Raw genomic sequence first — 19794 nt, forward strand, 5'->3', positions numbered from 1 at the left:
CTAATCCCGAGACCTTCCCCAAAGACCCGCACAGGGCCCGTCCAAGGTGGCCGACATCAAATCGGAACCATGGCCGGCTTCAGATCGGTACGCCGGCCGGCTTCATATCGGTACAGGTGGCCGGCATCATCGGAATCCGCATTCGGGCCGCCGGCTAGCTGGGAAACTTGGCGGGAACTCTATCGTTTTGATGCGCGGTCACGGCAGTACGGTGGTCGCCAAGAACGTCCAGGGTGTGGTGACTGCAGCTCGAGCTGCGGAATTGAATGCGATGATACTCCTCCAGGCCAGACTCCTTGGCGGCAAGATCACCTATTTGGACCCCAAACAATATGGGAATAACCAAATCATCAAGGAGGTGGGATCCCGAGAATGGGACGCCTTGAAAGCCAAGACGCCTGGCCAATAACTCCTCTTCGTCGTCAAGCTCGGCTCGGCCATCGAGCTTCTGGTGACTCTTCCGCCCCTCACACACTATAGGCCCTCAGGAAGGTCTCGACCCCACAGATCACCCGCGGGTCAGCCGTCTTGGATGTTGGATCATGGCTGACGCCCCACAAGGCTGGCCAGTACACGGCCGAAATCGCCAGGTCGATGAAGTGCTGGGCCGCAACTTTGGGATCAGCCCGTCGCAGCAGGCGCAGATCCATCAGGTCGCCGAAATAAGCCGCCATGCGGTCGCGCACGACCCGCGGTCCGCTTTCGTAAAAGATCCGTCCAAGTTCAGGAAAGCGCCCGCCCTCGCTGACGACAAGGCGTTGGATACCGAGCGCCTGCGCCGTCATCAAATGGCTGAGAAATTTCCCAGCCTAGCGAAGCAGGCATGGCTGTAAATCGCCGGTCCGCGCATCAAGGCTATCCAGCGCCTGCTGAATAGCCGTGCAGGCCCGCTGCACCACGGCGGCGAACAGGTCTTCCTTGTTCTTGACGTAGCTGTAGAGCGTTCCCTTCGAACCCCCGAGCCTCGCGGCGATCGTCGACATCGAGGTTGCGGCGTAACCTTCGGCCAGGAAACAGGCTTGCGCGGCGTCGAGGATCGCCTCGCGCCGTGCGTCACGTTTGATCAGGGTCGCGTCAACGATCATGTCGATCGGCCGGGCCGCCAGGTTCGGTCGGCTCGCTTTCGGTGGGCGCGATTTCCACGCAAACGCAGCAGAAGTCGCATCCGCCGACATAGAGTTCGACGTGGCCACGTTCTGCGTCCCGGCCGTAAGGCAGGATAATCGGGCGTGGGGCCGCAAATTCGGCGAACCAGGCGAGTGATCTCTCAACTACATTCATGGCCACCTCGTCGCGATCGCAGGGCCAAAAGCGGGTATGCCGAACCGGCTAGAACGGGGTCGTCGAAGGACCGCTCGGCGTGCATGTCCGGCTGGGCGCGTACGGAAACACCTCGCCCGGCGCGAACACATGGCCGTGGGCGTCCACCGCGCCAGGCGGCGGGATGACGGAGGGCTTGGACGGCGACAAGCGCCAGACCTGAGAGTCCATATCCATGATGAAGCGCTCGCTCATCGGCCCTGTCCCTTCAGGATCGCGTCGAGCCGCGGATAGACGCGCCGCGCGTTGCCTTCGAAGACCTTGTGCTTGTCAGCTGCAGGGATCGGCAAGGCGTCAACGTAGCGCTTGGTGTCGTCGAAGTAGTGTCCGGTTTCCGGATCGATGCCGCGGACCGCGCCGACCATCTCCGAGCCGAACAGGATATTGTCGATGTCGATCACCCGGAACAACAGGTCGATGCCCGGCTGGTGGTAGACGCAGGTGTCGAAGAACACGTTCTTCATCACATGCTCACGAAGCGGCGGGCGCTTCAGCATGTCGGCCAGGCCCCGATAGCGTCCCCAATGGTAGGGCACGGCCCCGCCACCATGCGGGATGATGAACCGAAGCGTCGGGAAGTCCTTGAAGAGGTCGCCCTCCAGGAACTGCATGAAGGCGGTGGTGTCAGCGTTGATGTAGTGGGCGCCGGTGGCGTGGAAATTGGGATTGCAGGAGCCGGAGACGTGGACCATGGCCGGCACATCGAGTTCGACCATCTTCTCGAAGAACGGATACCAGGACCGGTCGGTGAGCGGCTGGGCCGTCCAGTGGCCGCCGGAGGGGTCGGGGTTCAAGTTGCAGCCGACAGAGCCCAGTTCGTTCACGCAGCGCTCGAGCTCGAAAATGCTGCCCAGCAGGTCCGCGCCCGGGGATTGCGGCAGCTGGCAGACGCCGACGAAGTTCTCCGGATAGAGCGACACCACGCGCGCGATCAGGTCGTTGCATTTGCGCGTCCAGCGCAGGCTGACCTCGGCGTCGCCGATGTGGTGGGCCATGGCCGAGGCGCGCGGCGAGAAGATCGTCAGGTCCGATCCGCGCTGGCGCTGCAGCTTCAGCTGCGCGCCCTCCAAACTCGCTCGGATCTCGTCGTCGGTGATCGCTGGATCGAGCGCGGTGAACGGCTGGCCCGCGTCGAACGCGTCGATCTGGGCGTCGCGCCAATCCTGTAGCGCCTTTGGGGCGGTGGTGTAGTGGCCGTGGCAATCGATGATCATGGGGCGTCCATTTCCGCGATGACGGCGTCCAGCATGGCGGCGAGGTCGGGGCTCAACGCCGCGTGGTGGTCGGCGGCCCAGGCCTGCCGCCCTGCGATCGCCCAGCTCATCACCGGAGCGACGCCGACCTCGGCGACGGTGCGGGCGGCATGGCGCATTTCCTCGGCGCGCCGAGCGCCGTGCTCGAGCGAGCGGGAGATCATGTACTGGGCCGTGGCGTTCCAGTCCGGCAGCGGAAGCAGGTCGGAGAGGGAGTCCAGCACCACTTGCTCGACGCCGTAATGGCGCGCGGCCAGCATCGACTCGGTCAGCAGGGCTTCGACGCCCTTGATTATCACAGAGCGGCAGAGCTTGGTCGCCGCGGCCTGGCCGATCCGATCGGAGAACACCGTCGCCGCGGAGAAGCCGGTCAAACGGCCCTTGGCCAGGAACTCGGTCGCATCCGTCCCGCCAAGCAACATGGGCGCATTCAACCGCTTCGGGTTGATGGGGCTCATGACCGCGGCTTCCACGTAGCGCGTTTCGGTCCAGGCGATGACGTCAAAACAGGTTTGCTTGATCTGCGGTGAACAAGAGTTGAGATCCAGGAAGAATGCTCCTGGCGTGAGCCCCGAAGCGGCAGCCTTGGCGGCCTCGACAGCCTCAGCCGCCGTTACGGCGCTGATCACCAGCTCAGCCCCCGCGACGGCATCGGGAGCCGAGGTCGCTTCTCGTACCGGAATGCGATCGAGAGCTCTGCTGGCAGGGCTCGTGGTGTCCACGAAGGATGTGTCCCAGGCGGCTAGCTTCGTCACACCGCGCGCGATCAAGGCCTGCGCCAACGACTGGCCGACCTCCCCGAAGCCAAGAAACGCGATGCTTGAGAAGCCGCTCATTTTCCGTCCCAGGCGGTGGCCGGCGCACAGACTTCGCCGCGCATCAGCCGGCGCGCCGTGCGCAACAGCGCCGAGCGGCGGACCTCGACTTGACCGTCCAGCAGCGTGACGTCGATGGCGACCGTGAAAAAGCCGGAGGGGTGCTCGACCTCAAGCGCCTTGACCGCTTCGACGTCGGCGATGCCAGCGACCTCGGCCGCGACAGAGCCCGGCGTCACGCAGGCGGTGGCGACGCTGACCGCGCCAAAGACGCCGATCGCCTCGTGAACGCGGTGCGGAATGAAGGTGCGGGTGCAGATGGCGCCGCCCTGCTGAGCCGGGGCGACCAGGCACATCTTGGGCACGGTCTTCTTGGCCACGTCGCCCAGGTTCATGCGTGGGCCGATCTGCAACCGGATGGCTTCTATGCGGGCCTTGAGCTCGGCGTCGGCTTCCAGCTCCTCGGGGCTCTCGTAGCCGGTCTTGCCGAAGTCGGCGGCGCGCATGACCACTACGGGCATGCCGTTGTCGATCGCGGTGACCTCGATCCCGTCGACGGTGTCGCGGGCGTTTCCGGTGGGTAAGAGGCTGCCGCAGCTCGAGCCGGCGACATCCAGGAAGTCGATAGGGATCGGGGCTGCGGTCCCCGGCACGCCGTCGATACGGGCCTCGCCGTCGTAGCGCACCTTGCCGCCCGGGGTCTGGATCAGGGCCGAGGCCAGGCTCTTCGTATTGAGCATGTTGATGCGCACAGTGGTCTCGTCGCCGGTCGCCGGGAACAAACCCTCCTCGATGGCGAAGGGACCGACGCCGGCCAGGAGGTTGCCGCAGTTCTGGCCGGCGTCGATGCGGGCCTCGTCCACCACCGCTTGCAGGAAGAGGTAATCCACATCGGCGTCCGGGTGGGTCGAGGGGCCGACCACCGCGATCTTGCTGGTCAGTGGATGGGCCCCGCCCATGCCGTCGATCTGGCGCGGGTCGGGCGAGCCCATGACGGCCAGCAGCACCGCGTCGCGCGTGGCGACATCGACAGGCAAATCTTCGACGCGAAAATAGAGGCCTTTGGACGTGCCGCCGCGCATGACCGTGCATTGGATGGCGGTCTGGATCACCTCACGGCGCCTCGTCGACCCAGCGCAGGCCCTTCTTGGCCAGGCGTTCGCGCATCTTGTAGAGATCAAGGCCCAGGACGCCGGACGCCAGCTGCGCGCGCTTTTCGGTCTCGTTGGATTCGCGCTTGCCGGCTGCCTCGGCGACCGGGGCGGCCTCCTCGCGGCGCACCACGCAGACCCCGTCGTCGTCAGCGACGATCACGTCACCCGGGTGGATCAGGGCGCCGGCGCAGACCAGCGGCCGGTTCACATTGCCGATGGTCTCCTTGACCGTGCCCTGGGCGAAGATGGCCTTGGACCAGACTGGAAAGCCCATCGTGGTCAGCTCGGCCACGTCGCGCACCCCCGCGTCGATGACCAGGCCGCGAACCCCATGCGCCTGCAGGGAGGTGGCCAGCAGATCGCCGAAATAGCCGTCCTCGCAGGGGCTGGTCGGGCCGACCACCAGGATGTCGCCCGGCCGGCACTGCTCAACGGCGACGTGGATCATCCAGTTGTCGCCCGGTGCGACTTCGCAGGTCACGGCCGAGCCGGCGATCCTGGCAGGCCGGTAGATCGGCCGCATATAGGCGGCGAGCAGGCCCTTGCGACCCTGCGCCTCATGCACCGTGGCCACGCCGAACCCGGCCAGGGCATCCACCACAGCCGCGTCGGCGCGGGGGATGTTGCGGACCACGAGACTCATGCCGCCCGGCTTTCTTTTGTCGCAGCCGGAGCCGCCGTGGATGGGTACGCCAGGCCAAGCCCTTCCCACGCCTCCAGAAACGCACCCAGCGCCGCGCGGGGGTCCAGCTCTGCGGCGCGCGCGATGCGGCAGAACTCGACAAGCTCAATCGGTCGCTGTCCGGTTTCCATCCGCTGAACATGGCCTTGCGAGCGCCCCAGGATATTGGCGAGCTCACGCTGGCTTAGCCCAGCTTTCCGACGGAGATCCGCCAGGAGCTTGGGAGCCGCCCGATATTCGTCACTGAAGACAATGTTGAACATTTCAGAGGAGGCTCTGTTCGATGCTGTCCAGCGTCTGCAGGCCCGGCAGGCGCGGGGCCACGCTGGCGTTGGGCTCCCGGTCCTTGCGGACGGCGGCGAAGAATTCCCGGTCCTGCCGTTCGATCCCGTCGATCTTCTGGATCGCCTCGAGGTGTTTGACCCCAAGCGCGCCCTGTCCGGACAGGATGATCTTCATATGCGGCCTCGAACCACGTGGATGCGCCCCAGGCGCGCGCAACGCTCAAATCTGGTCTAGCGGGCCAAAGCCGGATTCCCCCATCGCGTTTTCGGCGCGAAATATGCTATTTGGTTATATCAAGGTCACCGGACTGCGCCAGATCGGTTATGGTCTCGCGGATCAGTCGAATGAGCATCTGCGCGCCCGACGGCGCCCCATGTCGGGGGTTGGTGATCACCCCCGCCGGCCTCGGCATCGCCGGCGCGGCCACGGAAATGACCCGCGCCTGACCCCGAAGGAGGTCGCCGCCCATGACGATCCGCGGCATGACGGTGATCATGTCGCTCGCCAGCAGCATTTCGCGGATAAAGCCGCGCGAGGTCGAACGGATCGCCCCGGGCGTTGGCTGAAGGCCGATGGCGGCCATGAAGTCTTCGGTGTCCTGGCCGATCCGCTGGCTGAAGCTCGGCAGGATCAGGTCAAAGGCCGCCAGGTCCTTCACCGTGGGCCGCCTGAGCCGGTGCAACGGGTGCCCGACCCGGGCCATGACCGAGATCGGCTCGGCGTACAGGGCTTCTCGTATCAGACCGTCCGGAGCCAGCGGCGCATAGAGCCGGCCGACCACCAAATCCACTTCGCCGGCCTCCAGCTGGGCCAGTAAAGCCTCCGTCCGTCCCTCGACCAGACGGATATGCAGGGCGGGCAGTTCCGCCCGGGCCCGGTTGATCACGGCCGGCATCAACCCCACCGCCGCCACCGGCAATGCGCCCACCGCCACCGGCCCGAGGCCGGGACCATTCTCCAGGTCCAAGGTCTCTTCCAGCCGGTTCAGATCGGCCAGGGCGGCTCTGGCGTATTGCGCAACCACCAGCCCGGCGGCGGTCGGGCGCATGCCCCGTGCGTGGCGCTGAAACAACGGCTCGCCCATCAGAGCTTCAAGCTCGCGGATCGCCTTGGTCAGGGCGGGCTGGCTCAGGCCCAGCGCGGCCGCCGCGCGCGTCAGCGATTGGTGACGGACCAGCGCCTCGGTCATCCGTAGCTGACGAAACTTCAGCAGTTGATCGAGCCTGCGCCGCGCCAAACCCGAACCCCTAAGTCGTCCTCTCGCCGTTGCGCCGGCTAGAGTCCTCTAGCATTAGATAGACCCATCAATGATGGCTGTCGCCGTGGCGACGGGCGCCAGGGCGGCCAACGACGACCGCGACGATTTCGAAATGTCGCTTGGCCTTCCTGCGCGAGCCGGCTTGGGGGCGCCCAATCCCAAGGACTACGGGAACGAAAGGATCGTCCGGGAGTCGGGCGCCCGAGATTGGGAGGCTTTGAAGGCGAAAACGCCAGGTCGATAGTTAGGTGTCTCCGTCGACCTTGCCATCGAGTCTCTCGTGGCCCGCAGATTTGAACAGGTTCACGGCGATATCGACCGGCCGCTCGTCGTCGGAGGTCGACCGATAGTAGATGACGTGTTGAGACCTCGGGAAATTCCAGTCGGTGGTCAATTCAGCCACCAGCCCGCTGCTGAGTTCGGTGTGCAGCGTGAGCGAGGATGAAATGGTCAGGAAGTCCGTCTCGCGCGCATACCAACGCAGCGCCGAGGACGATTGGGCGCGCACCAGACAGGGAATCGACGAGAACGGCGTGTCGCGCAGCATGGTGGCTGGATAGGACCACAGAGGTTCGGGAAACACCCAGCTCTGGGTCGCCAAGAGGTGCTTCATCACCTGGGGCTCGCCAAGCAGCGGATGCCGCGCATTCACGAAGACCCCAAGTGTGTCCGAGGCCAGAGCTTCGACTTCGACCTGCTGGCCTTCTTCGATCTGGAGGCGTGCGCCGATGGCGATATCCAACTCCCCGGCCTGGATCATCTTGAGGAGCGCCGGGGAGGGCGCTTCGTAGAGTTGCAGCGAGAGATTGGGATAGCGCCGCATCAGCTCGAACATCACGGACGGGACGTAGGACTCCATGGCGGTTGGCGAGCCCCCGCAGGCCAAGGTGCGATAGCGCGAACGCCGCATCCGGTGCAGGGTCGCGCCAGCCTCCTCGAGTTGGCCCGCGGCGCGCTCGACGTGCTTCAGGAGATTGCGGCATACGTCCGTCGGGATGATCCCTTTCGCGCTGCGTTCGATCAACTGGTGGCCCAAGGCCGCTTCCAACCGCGCGATCCCGCGCGTGATCGTGGGTTGGCTCACGCCAAGCTCGACCGAGGCGCGGCTGATACTGCCAGCATCGACGGCTGACTTGAGCAGCATCAGATTGTACATCTGCTTGGCAAGTATTTCGGTTATCACCAAGACGTCGAACTTTCTTTCAATCTGATGGGATCGAAGGGGCGACCTGTGCCGGAACGTCGGCGCGGCGTGGGACGGCGCGGCCTGAGGGCCAATGGCGAAGGTCGTGTCGCACGCGCGCTTGAGCCTCGGCCCGGCCGCCGCCCAACCTCACGTCCGCCTCCGCGGCGCTACGCCAACTCGCCGGTCTGAATTCCGCGCCGGCTCCCGGCCCCGGAGGCATTACCAGATGACATGTTTTGGCGCCGCGTTCGTATTGGCGCTCGGGCCAGTCCGTCCCTAGACGATGATCAGCGGCGTCGATGATCACCGGGTCTCAGCACAATGAGTGCGCACGCCTCCGCCGGCCTCGATTGCGCGGGGTCCCAAGGGTAGGGAATATGGAATGGCTGCTTCGATGGTGTCGCTCCGGACCGACGCGGGATCGTCATTCGGCGCCTATCTTGCCAAACCTGATCGCCCGAACGACGCCGGTGTCGTGATCCTGCAGGAAATATTCGGTGTCAACGCCAATATGCGTTCGGTCGCCGACGCCTGGGCGTCCGTGGGGTTCACCGCGATCGTGCCGGACCTTTTCTGGCGACAGCAACCCGGTGTCGAACTCGACCCTGCAACCGATCGCGAACGCGCGACCGAGCTGATGAGGGGGCTGAATTCGGATCTGGCCGTCCAAGACGCGCTGCTTGCGGCGGCTTACGTTTGCTCGCTCCATGGCGCCAACGGCAAGGTCGGCGCCGTCGGCTACTGCCTTGGCGGCAAGCTGGCGTATCTGTTGTCGATGCAGGCGGGTATCGACTTCGCGGCCTCCTATTACGGGGTCGGCATTCAAGGCGCACTGGATCAGATGGGCGCCGTGCGCTGCCCCTTGCTGCTGCACCTCGCAGAGGAGGACCAATTGTGTCCTCCCGAAGCCCAGGCGGCAATCGAGCGAGCCGCAACGCCGCATTCGAACCGCGTAGAGGTCATGCGCTACCCCGGAGTCGGCCACGCCTTCGCGCGGCGTGGCAGCCCAGTGTTCGATCAGCAAAGCGCTGAACGGGCGGACACGGCGACCCGCGAGCTCCTTCGGACCCACCTCGTGGGCGCCTCATGAGCACGTCGCTGGACGCCAAGACGGCCGTCAGCCAGGGAAGCCGCATACTGGCGGCCCAGGGTGTCTTGGACGCCTTCGGACACCTCAGCTGCCGCAGCCCCGAGCGACCCGATCGGTTCCTGATCCCGAGGAGTCTGGCGCCCGCCCTGGTGACGCCCGACGATGTCGCCGAACTTGACCTGGCCGGCGACCTCATCCCGCCGACCTCGGGCGTGCAGCTGTTCTTGGAACGCTTCATCCATGGCGAGATCTATCGCCGCCGCCCGGACGTTCAGGCGGTGGTGCACAGTCATGCCTTGCCGGTCGTGCCCTTCACGGTGGTACCGGGCGCCAGGATTCGGCCCATCTGCCATATGTGCGGCTTCCTCCGGGGCGCGCCGTCGACCTTCGACCTCGCCGCCCATGCCGGGGCGTCGACGGACCTTTTGATCCGCAACGCCGAGCACGGCCGCCACCTCGCCGAGCATCTCGGCGACGCAAGCATCGTGCTCATGCGCGCTCATGGCTACACAGTTGTGGGCGCACGCGTGGAGGAGGTTGTCTACGAGGCCATCTATACGATGAAGAATTGCGAGATCGAACTGGCGGCTCGCGCCCTGGGAGAGCCGGCGTTCCTCAGCGACGGCGAAGCCGAAGCGTGCGCACAAACCCTGGGCGCTGCAACGAGCCGGGCCTGGGAGCTTTGGGTGCGGCAGTGCCCGCCGATCGGTGCGGCGAGCGGTGGATAGACGCTGGGGCGACTGGCTGACGGAGATCGGCCGGGACGACAACGCAAGGTCGAGCGACACAAAGAAGGGGGCGACGGTGAGGTTTCGACAGTCGATTGAATTTCGCTCGTTTGTCGCATCGGGACGTCAATGACAACGATTGAGGTCACGGCGCGCGACGGGACGTTGCACAAGGTTTCGGGCGAAGCGGGGATGACGCTGCTCGAGGCGATCCGTAGCGGCGGAGTCGACGATATTCTGGCGCTCTGCGGCGGCTGTTGCTCATGCGCGACCTGCCACGTTTATATAGGCGAGTCCCATCCTGAACTGTTTGCCGCGGCGTCAGCCGACGAGGACGACTTGCTCGATGGCTCCGCTCACCGCCAATTGGGTTCGCGCCTGTCCTGCCAAGTGGTCTTGGCGAGCGGTTTGGAGGGTCTGTCGGTGACCGTCGCGCCGGAAGACTGATGAGTAAGGGCGGAGGCGATCAGGGTGCGCGGGCGAACGCCGACCAAGCGATCAAGCCTTATGGCTCCGCGGCCTTGCGCCTGGCCCACGATGATGCCGACGTGAGCCGGCTGCAGCCGGCCGCGTCACCGAATCCGGGAACATAAGCATGACCTCGACTGTACGATCGTTGGCGGCAGGCGCGCCCCTCGAGCCGCGGGGCGGGGGTCTTGTTCCTGCACCGGTTCACGGCGTGGGGCTGGTCCTTCTCGTCGGTGGGCTCCTGATCGCCCAGATCCTGGACGGAATGGACCTGAACGCGCTCTCGTTCGTCGGCGGCGTGGTGCGCAAGGACCTCGTGCTGACGCGCGCAATGTTTGGGGCCTGCATCGGGGCGGCGTCGCTCGGAACCGCCGCTGGCGCGGCCCTGTTCGGGGCGATCGCTGACCGCTTCGGACGCCGCAGGACCTTGCTCCTGGTGGTGCTGATGTTCGGTTGCGGCGCCCTTGCGACCAGTCAGGTCCAAAACGTCACCGAACTCCTGGTCATGCGATGCCTTACCGGCGTGGCGCTTGGCGGACTGTTGCCGATATCATCGGCGCTCCTGCTCGGGAACATCGCCGCGGCCGCGCGTTTGACCGCTGTGACGATCGTTTGTGCGGGGTCGGCGGGCGGCACCATGCTCGCGGGCTTCGTGTCGTCTTCCGTGGTCCCGCACTTTGGTTGGCGGGCCATGTTCATCGTCGGCGGGCTCGCGCCCTTGGTCATCGCGCCCCTTCTCTTCTTGATCGTCCCATCCGATCGGAAGGCCGGATCGGTGATCGGGTCGGCCGAGCGAGCGCCGATGGGCCACGGTAGGTCCGATGACGCTTTTCTGTTTCGCGGCGGCGTCTGGCCCCTGACCCTGGTTCTATGGACCGCCATGTTCATCGGCGCCTTTCCCGTTTTTGTGTCGGTCGGTTGGCTTCCGTCCCTGGTCGCCGCCAAGGGCGCTTCGATGGCGCAGGCCGCCGTCTCTCTATCGGTGTTTTCGATCGGCGGGGCGGTTGGCGGCATCGTCGCGGGCGGCCTTGCTGATCGATTTGGCTATAGGGTCATTCTGCCAATGGCGCTTGCCGGCGCCATGGCCACGGCCCTGCTCGGAATGTCCATCGGCGGTTCGTCCACCGCCCTGATCGCGGGCGGCGCCGGCTTCTTTGTCGTGGGCCTGCTCAACTTGATGGGGGCCCTGGTGGGTCGGGCCTATCCCGACGCGATCCGTGGCCTCGCCATTGGCGCGAGCCTGGCGGTCATGCGGATTGGCGCAGCGACGGCGCCGTGGGCGGCGGGTAAGCTCCTTGACCTGGGGGGCGGCGCGCGCCTGTTGTATATCTTGTGCGCCGTGGCGGGGATCGTCAGCGGCCTCGTGTTCATGATCGCTGCGCGCTTGCCGCGCGCCGACACTGCGCCTTAGGCCCGGACCGTACCTGCGCAACGCCGGGCGGGGTCCGCGGAGCGGCGAACCACCTCGCGGGGGCGCGGGCCCAAGCCGGCGCCGAACAGACCAAGTCAGGGTTCACCTGCTCCGGTGATGCTGACTTCCTGGTTATGCGCATGTTCCCGGAAGAGCGCTTCAGCACGGGCGGCGTCGCCTGACGCGATCGCCTCAACAATGCTGTGGTGCTGACGATGAGCGAAATCCAGAATGCGCCGTCGCTCCGCCTCTGAGCGGCGCTCGAACGCCACATGGGCCGGCGAGACGAAGGGAACGATGTTGCAGCGGTCCAGGAGTTCCCCAAGGATTGGCATGTCGCTGGCCGACACGACGGCCGTATGAAACGCCGCGTTCATCTCGCCGTAGAGCGCTTCGAGTTCCTCGAGGTCGAGACCGGCTGAAGTCTTCAGAAGGTCGTCCCCGGTCTGCAGGATGGTCCTGAGCGGGCGCAGATCACGATCGGCCCGCATCGCCATGCTCCGCGCGGCCAGGCCTTCCAGCGCCGCGCGGGTGTGCAGCGCATCGAGGCATTCGGCCTGGGAGAAGCGGCGCACCGCATAGCCGCGAGCGCCGACGACAATCAACAGGCCTTCCTTCGCCAAGGCCGGAAGCGCCGCGCGTATCGGCGTCCTGGATAGGCCGAGGCGCTCGGCGACCATCTGCTCCTTCACCCGTTCGCCAGGCTTGAGCTCACCCTGCAGGATCAACTCGCGAATACGAAGCGTGGTGCTGCGGGTCGAGGCCATCGCCCTTATGTGCCATCGATGCCGCTCGACGTCATCAGCCCCGTGACGCGGGCCCCGTGTCAGAAGTTTGGATACAATACCCGTCTATTTCCTCGACTTTCGGGTCGAGAATGGCTATTCAGGATACAATTCTTGGGGGAGGTTCTATGGCCCGTATCATCGGCGGCATCGGCGCCTCGCATGTGCCGACTATCGGCCTGGCCTACGATCGCGGCCGGCAGGCCGACCCGGCCTGGGCCCCGTTGTTCGACGGGTACAAGCCGGTCGCAGCCTGGCTGGCGGCGGAGAAGCCGGACGTGCTGCTCTTCTTTTATAACGATCACGCCACCACCTTGTTTTTCGACTGCTATCCGACCTTTGCGCTAGGGGTCGGCGAGCGCTTTCCGATTGCCGACGAGGGGGCTGGCCTGCGAGGGCTGCCCGACATCAGGGGGGATGTCGATCTGCAGGCGCATGTCGGGGAGTGCCTGGTGAACGAGGAGTTCGACCTCGCCTTCCTGCAGAACAAGCCGATCGATCACGGCATCGCGTCGCCCCTGCCGCTGCTCTGGCCGCATACGCCGGATTGGCCGGGCGTGGTGGTGCCCATCGCCATCAATGTGCTGCAATACCCACTGCCCACAGCGCGGCGTTGCTATCGTCTGGGCCAGGCCGTGCGACGGGCCATCGAAAGCTATCCAATGGATCTGAAGGTGGTTGTGGTGGGCACGGGCGGGCTCTCTCACCAGATCCATGGCGAGCGCACCGGCTTCAACAATACCGACTGGGATCTGGAATTCCTGGAATTGTTCAAATCCGATCCCGAGCGCCTCGCCGCCATGCGTCACGCCGAATACGTCCGGCTCGGCGGCGCCGAGAGCGTCGAGCAGATCATGTGGCTGGCCATGCGCGGCGCGCTCAATCCGGAGATCACCGAGCTTCACCGGACCTACTACCTCGCCACCACCACCGCCATGACCGTGACGCTCTACGCCAACGAGGCCAACGCCATTCCCTTGGCCGCACGCCCGGCGGAGGCCGCTTGAGATGACGCTGAGCAATCCCCAACTCGATGAACTCGAAGCCCTCGCAGGGACCTATCCCTTCGACCTGCGCATCTGCAACCGCACCCTCAACTTCAACCGGTTCTTCTGGAACATGATCCGAGCCGAGAACCGCGAGGCCTTTTGGGGCGACGAGGAGGCGGCCATGACCGCCGCCGGTTTGAAGGACGAGGAGAAGGCGCTCGTGCGCGCCCGCGACTGGCTCGGTATCGTCCAGTACGGGGTCAATTTCTTCGTGCTCGAGAAGTGGGCGAGGGTCGTCAAGAAGAGCAACCTTGAGGTCTACGCCATCATGCGCGGTGAGACCTTCGAAGCCTTCCTGAGCACCCGTCGCGTCCCGGAATCCCGCTGAGCCGGCCTCACGCGGCGGGCGGCGTGATCTTCAAGGCGAGGCTGCCGCGCCGCTCGGCGAAGCGCCACGCGCCGTCTTCGCGCACCAGGCGGTCGTCGAAGCCCCCGATGAACTGGATCGGATCGGCGATCGCCGGCGTCGGGGATCCGAACGGCGCCGTATAGAGGACGAGATAGCTCTGGGCTCTAGCCGCAGTCGGCCCCGCAAGGTCCACCACAATGTTGGACACCAGATGGCGGGTCAGCCGCTTGGGTCGATCGCGGAAATGGGCGGCAATCGCTTCGCGGCCGCGCGCAGGGCGCTCAGGCTCGCTCGGCCGGGCGAAGCTGCCGTCCAGGGTGAAAAGCGCGGCCAGGGCGTCAGCGTCGCCCGCATCGTTCAGAAGCGCGAAGCGGCGGATCAGGGTTTCGATCTCCCACGCGGCGGTCATCCGCGCCACAACGTCGACTTCGCTGTTCATGACGAGGCGATCTCCACGGGCGCGCTCGAGGTTCCAAGCCAAGCCTTGAGCGCGGCGGTCACGGCGTCCGGCGCCTCCATGGGCGCCATGTGGCCACTCCCAGGGAAGATGACGAGGCAGGCTTGAGGAATTCGCGCCGCCATCGCCTGATGCTGGGCTGGCGGGCTCCAGGCGTCCTTCTCGCCCACGCCGATCAACACCGGGCAGCGGATCGCCGACAGGCCGTCTGCAGCGGCGGGACGGTTGAGCAACGCCTTGATCTGACGCGCGTGGATGGCCGGCGTCATCCGCTCCACCATGGCCTTGAGGCCGGGCATGAGGGCCGCCGTGCGCGCGCCCTCGGCATAGACCATCGGGGGCAACCACTGATCGGCGAGCGCACTCATACCCTCCCGATCCGCCAGATCGACCAGGACCTGCCGCCTTTCCGCTTCGCCCGCGCCTCGCGGATGGACGCCCGTGTCGAGCAAGGCCAGCCGCTCCACCCGCTCCGGCGCCAGGCGCATGATCTCCAGGGCCACGCGTGCGCCCATCGAATGGCCAACGAGCGAAAACCGATCCACGCCCTCGGCGAGGATGCTGGTCGCCATATCGGTGATGTCATCGAAGCCGCGCAGATCCGGAATTCGGATGTCGTATTCGTTGGAGAGCGCGGCGGTCTGGCGGGTCCAGACGCTTTCGTCACAGAGCAGTCCCGACAAGAGGTAGAGGCTGGGCTTGCCGGTTGTTGGAGACCTAGTCATGGAGCCTCGACCGTGGTGCGGCGCTAACAGAGGGGCTGCAGCGCTTCGCCTCGACGGCGATCGCGCCATCAGCGCGCCGCGCCCGCGGGCCCCTCCCAAGGGCCGCAAGAAGGCCCTCCAATTGTCGTTCCAGCGCAGCGCCCTCGCCCGGGGGCAGGCCAAGCCCGCCGAGGCTCCGTTGCCACTCGACGGCGCTACGGGACATGGCGCTTCCGATCGCGAGCTCGTCCAAGGTGGCGACCACCTCTTCCATCTCCGCCCCGCCCAAAGAAGGCGGACCCCGCCTCGCCAAAGCCCACCACGCCAATCCGCAACGCCATCTCTCCTTCAGGCCGCCGTTCAATCACCGGCGCTCAGGCCGCCGCCTGCTCACAGCCCGCTCGGTTCAGGCGTTTTGCGGCCAAGCGATCCAATGCCTTATTGTGTCCAAAGTGAACAGTATCTACGCCGTCAGACGAAGTTCCTTGATGTAAGGGATACAATCTTATGAGGCGCGGTCAATGCCGGACCAGCTCGCGGGGCCGGTCGGCGCCGGTGGCCACGGGACAGCGAGGACAGCAGCGCCAGGCGGCTGCGTCCAAGTTTGGAGTTGAGCGAGGGGTGGCATGGGTCTGATCATCGACCTCGGCGGATCTGCTGGCGAGCTCTCGCGCCGAACGGGAGGGACGTCAGGCCCCGGGGCCGACGACGTGGTCCGTTGGCGACTGTCACGAACAGGCGAACGCGCCGCCCGCCATACCCTGCGAGGCGCTTAGAAACTGAACCTTACGCCGCCCATCTGGGAGACGGCGGAGGTCTTCAGGAAGCCGGAAGCCAGGCCGTCGGCCACCCCCGAAGCGTTGACTCCCAGGTACATATCGAACTGCCTGGTCAGTCTGTAGTCGGCGACCACGGACCCTGCGTTCATGGTCCCGCTGCAGGACGTCGCGCTGCGGTCCGCGCAGCCGTTGCCCTTGAAGCTGTTCTGGTCGTAGCGGTAGTAGGCTGCGGTGATGTCCAGCGCCGGGGTCAGGGCGTATCGCATCCCGACCCACGAGATCTGCAGCACCCTGTGGTGGCTGAAGGCGTCGTTGTTCACCACGCTCAGCACATAACCGCCGAGACCCTTCGATCCGTTGCCGATCGCATGGTCGGGATTGGTGTATTCGATGTGCTCATAGCCGGCGTAGAGCTTGGCTTGCTCGCGCGCGTATTTTCCTTGCAGCGACCAGGTGGTGTTGTTCGACGCCGTCGCCGCCAGCGTGCCGGGGTGTGTCGCCGCCTGCGCAGCGTTAAGCGAGGCGGCGGCGATGGCGTCGCGGACAACCGTCAGGCTCCCGTCGAGCGAGAAGCCGGCAGCATCGCCGCCGATGTCCACCTCGTCGGCCGTGCCCGGCTGACCGTTGTGGCTGGGGAACTGGTGCAGGACCACCAGCCGCGCGAGCCCGCGCTGAACCGCGTATTTCAGCGAATTGTCCAATCGGCTGTCTTCGGTGTCGCCGCCGCCGGCGGCCGTGCCGGAAGTTCCTATCGGTGAGAAGGCCTGGGATTGCAGCTGGGGGTCGTATTTCTGCAAGTCGTCGAGCAGGACGCCGTTCTGCCAGCCGTAAGTGAGCGTTCCATAGGTCCTGGATTGCAGGCCGACATAGGCCGCGCCCTGGAAAATCTGGCCGGCCCGGCTGGAATCGCCGCTGTCAGCCTGCTGATCGAGAGGCTTTCCGTCCGACTTGATCAGGCTCTTGGGACCGTCTGTGAGCTTGCCCGACGTCGGCTGATAGCCCGTCTCCAGCTTGAATATAACCGAGACGCCGTCGCCGAGCGGCTCATGGCCCATCAGGCCGATCTTGGATTGGCTGAGGCCATTCGGTGCGACGGACGTGATCGCTCGGTTGCTGAACTTCTGGATCATAAACGTGAGCCCAGGGCCATGGTCGGGACTGAGCGGGGCGCCGTGATCTAGATGGGCCACGCCGATGTCGACTGTTCCGTAGAGGGTCAGGCCGTCGAAGGTCAGGCTGGAATCCGCCTCGCGCCCGGCGGCCGGGACCTGGTTGGAGGCAGACTCCGCGGCGGTCTGGGCGCGGGCGTGCGACGCGACGGCGAGTCCGGCCAGGACGGCGACGAGCCGGCAGACGCGCGCGAACCGCACCGTCAGCCGATCGGGGACGGGTCCCGAAGGACCTGCAAGGGTTTGGACGATCGTCGGCCACCACCCTTGCCTGGGGCGCTGGGCGTCGTCGCCCCAGGCCGCAAACTGGGGCCAACCCTGGCTATCGATCGCGACGGCCCACTCATCGGCCTTGTCGATGCCGATCTGCTCGACCTCGTTCAGCTCGGACCGAAGCGTGATGTAGCTGGGGATGAGCGCGGCGCGCTCGTCCGGCGTCAGTGGTGTCGACGCGTCGTCATCGGCGTCGGTGAGCGGGTCGCTCAAGGCTTGGTCCAAAGGCGCTTGGGGTCGCCTTCAAGCAGTTCGCGGAAGACGCGTTTTTGTTCGGCATCCAGGTCCCGGGACGTCAGCGCCTGGTTCTCGAGCTTCATGGTGTGATGCGTGCGGGCGAGCCGTTCATTGGTCAGGGCGGCGGCTCGGTGACGCACGATCTGTTCAAGCTTCTGGTTTGGAACGAGCGCATAGACCAAGGTGCAGTCCATGGCTTCGGCCGCCTGACGCAGCGTGCGAAGCGTGATGGCGGACCCGACCTCGTCCTTTTCAATGCGACTGACGCGCGTCTGCGAAACGCCCATCCTCTCGGCGAGTTGGGCTGTCGTCATGCCGAGGGCCTCGCGGATCGCCTTGATCCAGCCACGCGGCGGGCGCGCCAGGTCATTTGTCTTTCGCAGGGGGGTGAGGCGCCGGTCCAGGTGCTTTCTAGCCAGCGCCGCGGTGTTTGATGTAGAATGCATATGTGCTTATCCTTCGGTGGACGGATAACATAGGTGTTCTTAAGAGTCGATGATCGAAGCGTATATATATGCTAGATATCTCTGAGCTGAAGAATGCCTAAGTTGGAGTCTTGCCCGTTTGCGAGAACGGCTCAGCGAGCGTTCGCGCCTCGGGGTCAACTTTTGCAGCGTAGATTGCCGTCCGACCTCGGCGGCACGGCGGTCCTTATTCCAGAGCGCGGCTGCTCCGGGGGCGGAGCCGGTTCTGCCAGGCGGAAACTGCGCAACGGCGCGCCGTTCCTGGACTGGGCGCTACCGCCGGCCCTGACCCGGTTGAGGCGCAAGCTGGGCCGCGGCGACGAAGCCGACCGCAGGTTCGTTCGCGTGCTCGCCGCGGTGCTGGTTGATGGCCTGGACGCGGTCGACGACGCTGTCCGCGAAGCGCTCGACGCCGGCGCCGCCAGCGACGATCTCATCCTCACCATATTGGCCCGGCGGCGCGAGCCGCCAGCGCCGGCGCCGATCACCACCTCCGAAGCCCTGGCCCTGCGCCACCCACCCATCGCCGACTGCGCCCGTTACGATCGCCTGCGAGGTTCCCGTGCAGCGGCATGAGATGATCGAGGCCTTCACCCAGCTGGGCCTGAATGGCATGGCCGGAGCCTTCGACGAGACGGTCACCACGGGCCTGCAACGCAACCGCACGGCCATGGAGATCCTGGCCGATCTGCTCAGGACCGAGACCGCCCATCGCCAGGCCGCCTCGATCCGCTATCGCCTGACCGCCGCCAAGCTGCCGGTGATGAAGGACCTGGCGGCGTTCACCTTCGAGGGCTCGCCGATCAACGAGGGCCTGGTGCGCTCGCTGCACGACGGCGCCTTCCTCACCAACCATCGAAACGTCGTCCTGGTCGGCGGAACCGGCACCGGCAAGACCCACCTGGCCATCGCCATCACCGCCAACGTGGTCCGCGCCGGCGCCCGCGGCCGCTACTTCAACACCGTCGATCTGGTCAACCAGCTGGAGGACGAGGCCCGGCGCGGCAAGTCCGGCGCGCTCGCCGCCCAGCTCTCCCGCCTCGACCTCGTCGTCCTCGACGAGCTGGGCTACCTGCCGCTCGCCCAGTCAGGTGGCCAGCGCCTGTTCCATCTGGTCAGCAAGCTCTACGAGCGCACCTCGGTGATCATCACCACCAACCTGGCCTTCGGCGAATGGCCCAGCGTCTTCGGTGACGCCAAGATGACCACCGCGCTGCTCGACCGGCTCACCCATCACTGCGACATCGTCGAGACCGGCAACGACAGCTGGCGGCTCAGGAACCGCAACTGATCCGGCTCCGGCCCGCCAGGTTATCCACAGGTTGCTCAACCTCCCCCCAGACCCCCCTCCGGGTGCTGCTGAGATGACGGTGGCTCACCCAGCGGCGAGGCGCTGCGCTGGCTGAGGGCTACGCACCTCGCCGCTGATCCGTGGATGAAGGGGGGTCCCTATTCGGCGCCTATAGGGGGTCCCGATTGCGCGCCGTTTGACACGCTCGTTCTCTCGTCGGAGCCTGGCGTTTTCGGAGGCCAGATCAGACGGCGACGGGGCCGGCGCTTGCGATGTGGAGCGCCTCGCCGCCCCCGTCGCCTGCGCCCCGAACTGCATCATCCACCGTCGCAGCACCGTCTCGTGCAGGCCCAGCTCGGCGGCCACCTTGCCGGCCGAAAGGCCGCTGGTGACCACTCGGTCAACCGCCTCGCGTTTGAAGGATTCCGGAAAAACCCGGCGCGTCGTACTCATCAGACACTCCTCTCCAGCTCCGAAAAGCTAGCATGGGTGTCCACTGAATCGAGGGAGGATCAGAGTGCATGCGGGCGGTCAAAGACCCCGACAAGCGGGTAGGCCTCTAATTTCAAACTGAGACACCACCCAGG

General features: G+C 65.8%; 22 protein-coding genes and 3 pseudogenes. 8 read left to right on the forward strand and 17 right to left on the reverse strand.

Translation table 11 applies throughout. From position 1 onward, the window contains the following. Positions 1-467: 467 nt before the first annotated feature. The 11 genes and pseudogenes from VHS75_RS13165 to VHS75_RS13215 all read right to left on the reverse strand — a co-directional run. Positions 468-791: pseudogene (locus VHS75_RS13165) on the reverse strand (TetR/AcrR family transcriptional regulator C-terminal domain-containing protein); the annotation flags it as partial. Positions 792-809: 18 nt separating this feature from the next. Beyond that, the gene (locus VHS75_RS13170) at positions 810-1193 is read right to left on the reverse strand and encodes a TetR/AcrR family transcriptional regulator (RefSeq protein WP_329639075.1); all 384 of its coding nucleotides are present in this window, start codon (positions 1191-1193) and stop codon (positions 810-812) included. Positions 1194-1329: 136 nt separating this feature from the next. Continuing rightward, entirely contained in the window at positions 1330-1515 is a 186-nt protein-coding gene (locus VHS75_RS13175) for a hypothetical protein (protein ID WP_329639076.1), read from the reverse strand. Further along, entirely contained in the window at positions 1512-2534 is a 1023-nt protein-coding gene (locus VHS75_RS13180; protein WP_329639077.1) for an amidohydrolase family protein, read from the reverse strand. The genes VHS75_RS13175 and VHS75_RS13180 overlap by 4 nt, the downstream gene beginning before the upstream one ends. Continuing rightward, positions 2531-3409, reverse strand: coding sequence for a DUF1932 domain-containing protein (locus tag VHS75_RS13185; RefSeq protein ID WP_329639078.1), 879 nt, complete (start codon positions 3407-3409; stop codon positions 2531-2533). The genes VHS75_RS13180 and VHS75_RS13185 overlap by 4 nt, the downstream gene beginning before the upstream one ends. Then, on the reverse strand, positions 3406-4500 hold the full coding sequence (locus tag VHS75_RS13190; RefSeq protein ID WP_329639079.1) for a 4-oxalomesaconate tautomerase: 1095 nt from the start codon (positions 4498-4500) through the stop codon (positions 3406-3408). Before VHS75_RS13190 ends, VHS75_RS13185 begins: the two co-directional genes overlap by 4 nt. A gap of 1 nt (position 4501) precedes the next feature. Continuing rightward, the gene (locus VHS75_RS13195; protein WP_329639080.1) at positions 4502-5185 is read right to left on the reverse strand and encodes a 4-carboxy-4-hydroxy-2-oxoadipate aldolase/oxaloacetate decarboxylase; all 684 of its coding nucleotides are present in this window, start codon (positions 5183-5185) and stop codon (positions 4502-4504) included. Beyond that, positions 5182-5487, reverse strand: coding sequence for a helix-turn-helix transcriptional regulator (locus tag VHS75_RS13200; RefSeq protein ID WP_329639081.1), 306 nt, complete (start codon positions 5485-5487; stop codon positions 5182-5184). Before VHS75_RS13200 ends, VHS75_RS13195 begins: the two co-directional genes overlap by 4 nt. A gap of 1 nt (position 5488) precedes the next feature. Continuing rightward, on the reverse strand, positions 5489-5683 hold the full coding sequence (locus VHS75_RS13205) for a hypothetical protein (RefSeq protein WP_329639082.1): 195 nt from the start codon (positions 5681-5683) through the stop codon (positions 5489-5491). 106 nt (positions 5684-5789) lie between these two features. Then, a complete protein-coding gene (locus VHS75_RS13210; protein ID WP_329639083.1) occupies positions 5790-6746 on the reverse strand; it encodes a LysR substrate-binding domain-containing protein in 957 nt (318 codons plus the stop codon). Between the two features lie 265 nt (positions 6747-7011). After that, positions 7012-7923, reverse strand: a complete 912-nt coding sequence (locus VHS75_RS13215) for a LysR family transcriptional regulator (protein WP_329639084.1) — start codon at positions 7921-7923, stop codon at positions 7012-7014. 412 nt (positions 7924-8335) lie between these two features. On the opposite strand from VHS75_RS13215, the gene VHS75_RS13220 reads away from it, so the two are divergent. The 4 genes from VHS75_RS13220 to VHS75_RS13235 all read left to right on the forward strand — a co-directional run bounded on the left by VHS75_RS13220 (position 8336) and on the right by VHS75_RS13235 (position 11650). Continuing rightward, on the forward strand, positions 8336-9043 hold the full coding sequence (locus tag VHS75_RS13220; RefSeq protein WP_329639085.1) for a dienelactone hydrolase family protein: 708 nt from the start codon (positions 8336-8338) through the stop codon (positions 9041-9043). Next, complete coding sequence (locus tag VHS75_RS13225; RefSeq protein WP_329639086.1) at positions 9040-9771, forward strand: class II aldolase/adducin family protein; 732 nt, start codon at positions 9040-9042, stop codon at positions 9769-9771. The genes VHS75_RS13220 and VHS75_RS13225 overlap by 4 nt, the downstream gene beginning before the upstream one ends. 129 nt (positions 9772-9900) lie before the next feature. Next, positions 9901-10218 carry a 2Fe-2S iron-sulfur cluster-binding protein gene (locus VHS75_RS13230; RefSeq protein ID WP_329639087.1) on the forward strand — a complete coding sequence of 106 codons (318 nt, stop codon included), beginning with the start codon at positions 9901-9903 and terminating at the stop codon, positions 10216-10218. 148 nt (positions 10219-10366) lie between these two features. After that, positions 10367-11650 (forward strand): MFS transporter, encoded by a 1284-nt coding sequence (locus VHS75_RS13235; protein ID WP_329639088.1) that lies wholly within the window; start codon positions 10367-10369, stop codon positions 11648-11650. Positions 11651-11745: 95 nt separating this feature from the next. Here VHS75_RS13235 and VHS75_RS13240 read toward each other — a convergent pair whose 3' ends face one another. Then, a complete protein-coding gene (locus VHS75_RS13240) occupies positions 11746-12417 on the reverse strand; it encodes a GntR family transcriptional regulator (RefSeq protein WP_329639089.1) in 672 nt (223 codons plus the stop codon). A gap of 146 nt (positions 12418-12563) precedes the next feature. Between VHS75_RS13240 and VHS75_RS13245 the strand changes: the two genes are divergently transcribed. Together VHS75_RS13245 and VHS75_RS13250 are read left to right on the forward strand one after the other, a co-directional pair. Further along, positions 12564-13442, forward strand: a complete 879-nt coding sequence (locus tag VHS75_RS13245) for a gallate dioxygenase (RefSeq protein ID WP_329639090.1) — start codon at positions 12564-12566, stop codon at positions 13440-13442. A gap of 1 nt (position 13443) precedes the next feature. Continuing rightward, positions 13444-13812, forward strand: a complete 369-nt coding sequence (locus tag VHS75_RS13250) for a hypothetical protein (RefSeq protein WP_329639091.1) — start codon at positions 13444-13446, stop codon at positions 13810-13812. 7 nt (positions 13813-13819) lie between these two features. Here VHS75_RS13250 and VHS75_RS13255 read toward each other — a convergent pair whose 3' ends face one another. The 4 genes from VHS75_RS13255 to VHS75_RS13270 all read right to left on the reverse strand — a co-directional run bounded on the left by VHS75_RS13255 (position 13820) and on the right by VHS75_RS13270 (position 17898). Next, positions 13820-14272 (reverse strand): nuclear transport factor 2 family protein, encoded by a 453-nt coding sequence (locus VHS75_RS13255; RefSeq protein WP_329639092.1) that lies wholly within the window; start codon positions 14270-14272, stop codon positions 13820-13822. Continuing rightward, entirely contained in the window at positions 14269-15015 is a 747-nt protein-coding gene (locus tag VHS75_RS13260) for an alpha/beta hydrolase (protein WP_329639093.1), read from the reverse strand. Before VHS75_RS13260 ends, VHS75_RS13255 begins: the two co-directional genes overlap by 4 nt. A 751-nt stretch (positions 15016-15766) precedes the next feature. After that, entirely contained in the window at positions 15767-17428 is a 1662-nt protein-coding gene (locus VHS75_RS13265) for a porin (RefSeq protein WP_329639094.1), read from the reverse strand. Beyond that, complete coding sequence (locus VHS75_RS13270) at positions 17425-17898, reverse strand: mobile mystery protein A (RefSeq protein ID WP_329639095.1); 474 nt, start codon at positions 17896-17898, stop codon at positions 17425-17427. The genes VHS75_RS13265 and VHS75_RS13270 overlap by 4 nt, the downstream gene beginning before the upstream one ends. Positions 17899-18156: 258 nt before the next feature. Here VHS75_RS13270 and VHS75_RS13275 point away from each other — a divergent pair. Continuing rightward, a pseudogene (locus tag VHS75_RS13275) lies at positions 18157-18492 on the forward strand (IS21 family transposase); the annotation flags it as partial. Continuing rightward, a complete protein-coding gene (gene istB, locus VHS75_RS13280; protein WP_414694309.1) occupies positions 18479-19207 on the forward strand; it encodes an IS21-like element helper ATPase IstB in 729 nt (242 codons plus the stop codon). The pseudogene VHS75_RS13275 and the gene istB, both read left to right, overlap by 14 nt. 195 nt (positions 19208-19402) lie before the next feature. Here the strand turns inward: istB and VHS75_RS13285 are convergent. Next, positions 19403-19660 (reverse strand): annotated as a pseudogene (locus tag VHS75_RS13285) (transposase); the annotation flags it as partial. Positions 19661-19794 lie beyond the last annotated feature (134 nt).

This window comes from Phenylobacterium sp., from assembly GCF_036264965.1.
In the GTDB taxonomy this organism is placed as follows: domain Bacteria; phylum Pseudomonadota; class Alphaproteobacteria; order Caulobacterales; family Caulobacteraceae; genus Phenylobacterium.

Bases quoted from the DNA above. Each gene is read 5' to 3' on its own strand.
- VHS75_RS13175 (WP_329639076.1), bottom strand. From the start codon at position 1,515: ATGAGCGAGCGCTTCATCATGGATATGGACTCTCAGGTCTGGCGCTTG.
- VHS75_RS13180 (WP_329639077.1), bottom strand. From the start codon at position 2,534: ATGATCATCGATTGCCACGGCCACTACACCACCGCCCCAAAGGCGCTA.
- VHS75_RS13185 (WP_329639078.1), bottom strand. From the start codon at position 3,409: ATGAGCGGCTTCTCAAGCATCGCGTTTCTTGGCTTCGGGGAGGTCGGC.
- VHS75_RS13195 (WP_329639080.1), bottom strand. From the start codon at position 5,185: ATGAGTCTCGTGGTCCGCAACATCCCCCGCGCCGACGCGGCTGTGGTG.
- VHS75_RS13200 (WP_329639081.1), bottom strand. From the start codon at position 5,487: ATGTTCAACATTGTCTTCAGTGACGAATATCGGGCGGCTCCCAAGCTC.
- VHS75_RS13205 (WP_329639082.1), bottom strand. From the start codon at position 5,683: ATGAAGATCATCCTGTCCGGACAGGGCGCGCTTGGGGTCAAACACCTC.
- VHS75_RS13215 (WP_329639084.1), bottom strand. From the start codon at position 7,923: ATGTACAATCTGATGCTGCTCAAGTCAGCCGTCGATGCTGGCAGTATC.
- VHS75_RS13220 (WP_329639085.1), top strand. From the start codon at position 8,336: ATGGCTGCTTCGATGGTGTCGCTCCGGACCGACGCGGGATCGTCATTC.
- VHS75_RS13225 (WP_329639086.1), top strand. From the start codon at position 9,040: ATGAGCACGTCGCTGGACGCCAAGACGGCCGTCAGCCAGGGAAGCCGC.
- VHS75_RS13230 (WP_329639087.1), top strand. From the start codon at position 9,901: ATGACAACGATTGAGGTCACGGCGCGCGACGGGACGTTGCACAAGGTT.
- VHS75_RS13235 (WP_329639088.1), top strand. From the start codon at position 10,367: ATGACCTCGACTGTACGATCGTTGGCGGCAGGCGCGCCCCTCGAGCCG.
- VHS75_RS13240 (WP_329639089.1), bottom strand. From the start codon at position 12,417: ATGGCCTCGACCCGCAGCACCACGCTTCGTATTCGCGAGTTGATCCTG.
- VHS75_RS13245 (WP_329639090.1), top strand. From the start codon at position 12,564: ATGGCCCGTATCATCGGCGGCATCGGCGCCTCGCATGTGCCGACTATC.
- VHS75_RS13250 (WP_329639091.1), top strand. From the start codon at position 13,444: ATGACGCTGAGCAATCCCCAACTCGATGAACTCGAAGCCCTCGCAGGG.
- VHS75_RS13255 (WP_329639092.1), bottom strand. From the start codon at position 14,272: ATGAACAGCGAAGTCGACGTTGTGGCGCGGATGACCGCCGCGTGGGAG.
- VHS75_RS13260 (WP_329639093.1), bottom strand. From the start codon at position 15,015: ATGACTAGGTCTCCAACAACCGGCAAGCCCAGCCTCTACCTCTTGTCG.
- VHS75_RS13270 (WP_329639095.1), bottom strand. From the start codon at position 17,898: ATGCATTCTACATCAAACACCGCGGCGCTGGCTAGAAAGCACCTGGAC.